Genomic DNA, 3,336 nt, shown 5'->3' on the forward strand with positions numbered 1-3,336 from the left:
CCGATCGGCACCGCGGCCACCAGCGCGATGCCGGCCGCGCCGAGGCCCAGCCCGCGCGCCCGTCGCACGCTCCGCTCCGGCCGCCCGGTGCCGCTCAGCCGGCCCAGCACCTCGATCGCGGCGGTGAGCAGGATCGGCCACAGCAGCGAGTCGTAGTGCCGGGCGATCGACCAGTGGTTGGGGTTGCTGGACAGGATCCGCTCGGCCAGCAGCGGCACCGCGCACAGCACGGTGGCCGAGCGCAGCGGCAGCAGCAGCATGGTGCCGAACAGCCACAGCAGCAGCAGCGGCTTGAGCGGCTGGTCGAAGGCGGTCTGCACCAGCAGGAACGGGTCGTGCAGCAGGTGCTTCACCGCGTCGCCGCCGTCACTGCCGAGCGCCGCGTAGTTCCAGTAGTAGCCCGGTTCCCCGCCCATCGCCGGGATCAGCCAGGTGATGGCGGCCGCCGAGGCGACCGGCCCGCCCAGCAGCAGCCCCAGGCCGGTGAAGCGGCCCGCCCGGTCACCGGTGCGGCGGGTGCGCACCAGCAGCACCAGGCCGTACGCCCCGACCATCAAGCCGAGGTCCTCCTTGGTGCAGCACAGCAGCACGGCGGCGAGCACCACCGTGCCGTACCGGCGGGCCAGTCCGCGCTCCAGCATCAGCAGGGTCAGCGGCACCGCGAAGGCGACCTCGTGGAAGCCGACCCGGGCGGCGACCAGCAGCGGCCAGCCGAGCCCGTAGACCAGGCCGGCCAGGTCGGCGGCCCGACGGGCGGTGTGCGGCTCGGCGCCGGCGAAGGCGTGCCCGGCGATCCGCCGGACCAGCGGCACCCCGGCCGCGAACAGCAGCGACTGCCCGATGATCAGCGAGCGCGGGTCGTCCCAGATCCAGTACAGCGGCGCGAGCAGCGCCAGCACCGGCGAGAAGTGGTCGCCCAGCAACGAGAAGCCGGGCGGGAACTCGTGGTGGAAGCTCTTCAGCGTCGAGACGGGCAGCCCGAAGTGGGCGTAGCCGCGCACGCCCTGGTCGAAGATGCCGAGGTCGAAGCCGCCGAGCGACACGGACGTCCAGCCCTGCAGGCCGATGGCGCAGGTCACCGCGAAGCAGAGCGCGGTGAGCAGCACGGTGCGCCGGGCCGGACCGAGCAGGACGGCCGTGGCCGCCCGGCGGGCGGCGGGCACGGCGGCCGTCGGCGAGGGTGCGGTCTGGGTGGTCACGTCGGGTCCGATCCGTCCGGTCTGGGTCCGTGGGTCCGGACCGTCAGGTCCGGTTCGTCAGCGCGGGATCGCGGTCCGGCCTGGCGGCCGACGGGGCCAGGGCCCCGCCGCCGGTGCCGTCCACGGCCTGCCGCCGGGCGCGGTACAGCCGCACGCCCAGGACGACCAGGACGGCGATCGCGATCGGCGGGTAGATCGCGCCGGGCAGCTGCCAGTACCAGGCGACCCCGCGGCCCCACCGGTGCGGCACCGTCCACATGACGTGGGAGAGGAACACCACCAGCGTCAGACCGAACAGCACCTGCCGGGCCCTGGTCCTGGCCTCCACCGCCAGCAGGGCGAGGAGCGGGATGCACCAGACCCAGTGGTGGGTCCAGCTGATCGGCGAGACCAGCAGCGCGGTGAGCGCGGCGCAGACCGCGCCCCAGGCGTCGGCCCGGCGCAGCACCCGCGCCGAGCGCCCGGCCAGCACCGCCACCCCGAGCCCGAACGCCCCGACCAGCGCCGAGGCGACGAGCCCGACCAGGCCCGGGTCGTTGACGTCGAGCAGCCGGCAGACGGCGCCGCGCAGCGACTGGTTGTCCACCAGGACGGTCACGCCGACCCGGCTCGGATCCCAGAGGTAGGTGGTCCAGAACCCGTGCGAGGCGTCGGGCAGCGCGGCCCAGCCGATCAGGCCCGCCGCGAGGAAGGTGCCGGCCGAGACCAGGGCGGCCCGGACCCGGCCGGTCAGGAACAGGTAGACGGCGAACAGGCCCGGGGTGATCTTGATGGCCGTGGCCAGGCCGATGCCCACGCCCTTGAAGCGGTTGCGGTCCGAACGGGTCAGGTCCCACAGGACCAGGCAGAGGATGCCGAGGTTGACCTGGCCGTACTGGAAGGTGGTGAAGACCGGCTCCAGCCAGATGCCGAGGCCGGTCGCCAGGATCACCACGGCCGCGCGGTGCTGCTTGGGCCAGCCGGCCAGCTTGAGCGACAGGTGCACGGCCGCGGCGAGCAGCGCGTAGTTGAGGAGCATCACCAGGACGCGCAGGGTGCTCACGCCGAACCAGGTGCTCGGCACGAAGAGCATCGCCGCGAACGGCGGGTAGGTGGCCGGCAGGTCCCAGCCGGGCAGCCGCATCGCGTACAGGTCCTCGCCCCGGACGACGGCCTCGCCCTCGGCCCGGTAGACCAGCATGTCGACCATGGTGGCCCCGTGGGCGTGCCGGAACCAGGCGAACACCACCAGTGACACCGCCGCCACGCAGGCCGCCGGGAGGGTCCAGGAATTCGGCCTTCCGGTTTCCGCTGCGCCGCCGGACTCATCCTGGGCCGACCGCCGCACCCACCGTTTCAGACCGAACTCGCGCACCGCGATGGCACCCCGTCGAGATAGACCAGATCGTTCCCTCGTCAGCGTCTGGGCCCACCCACCATAACCGACCCCCCTGAGCCCCAAACCGCGTCAGAAACGAGCCCGGAAGGGTGATGTGACCCCGCCCACAGTCGCCCCGGAGCCGGCTCCGACACCCGGCCCGGACCCCAAAACGCGAAATCCCGCCGGGAGTTGCCTCCCGGCGGGATTTCGTCGACCGGCCTGAGCCGGTCCGTTGGGTGGAGCTGAGGGGATTCGAACCCCTGACCCCCTCGATGCGAACGAGGTGCGCTACCGGACTGCGCCACAGCCCCAACGAGAAGAAACTCTAGCACCTTTCGGAGGGGGTTCGTGACCACCCCCCCGGATCGCGGTGCTGGTCGGGGGGTGGCCCACGTCATTCGTTGGCCGCGCGCGGGCGCGACTCGGGGGCCTGCGGCTCGGCGTACTGGTCGAAGAGCGGGGTCTTGCGGGACTCGGCGGGGCGGCCGGCGGTCCAGGTGCCGGGGGCCGACAGGTCGAGGCCGCGGGAGACCCGGGGGGCGACCGGGGCGGTCACGTAGGTCGGTAGCGGGACGGGCACCGGCTCCCAGGAGTCCGGGCCGGCCGCGCCGCGCTCGCGCATGCCGTCGACCCACTCCTCGTGCTCGGTCGCCTCGGCCACCGCGGAGGCGGAGGGCACCGAGACGGTGGCCTGCTCCGGGTCGGCGGCCAGCCGCAGGTGCGGACGGCGTACGGCCCGCTCCTCGGCGCGCGCGACCGGGGCCGGCTCGGCGGCGG

Annotated in this window: 2 protein-coding genes, 1 tRNA gene and 1 pseudogene; all 4 read right to left on the bottom strand. The window is 73.9% G+C overall.

All coding sequences use genetic code 11. The annotated features are described in order from the left end of the window. On the bottom strand, positions 1 to 1,199 hold a 1,199-nt coding region (locus tag KS423_RS41620), incomplete at its 3' end, for a DUF2079 domain-containing protein (RefSeq protein WP_224284919.1). A gap of 43 nt (positions 1,200 to 1,242) precedes the next feature. Then, a complete protein-coding gene (locus KS423_RS41625; protein ID WP_224284920.1) occupies positions 1,243 to 2,445 on the bottom strand; it encodes a glycosyltransferase 87 family protein in 1,203 nt (400 codons plus the stop codon). A gap of 351 nt (positions 2,446 to 2,796) precedes the next feature. Continuing rightward, positions 2,797 to 2,870: transfer RNA gene (locus tag KS423_RS41630), tRNA-Ala, on the bottom strand. An 83-nt stretch (positions 2,871 to 2,953) separates the two neighbouring features. Continuing rightward, a pseudogene (locus KS423_RS41635) lies at positions 2,954 to 3,336 on the bottom strand (hypothetical protein); the annotation flags it as partial.

It is taken from the genome of Streptomyces sp. LS1784 (genome assembly GCF_020103755.1).
GTDB lineage: Bacteria > Actinomycetota > Actinomycetes > Streptomycetales > Streptomycetaceae > Kitasatospora.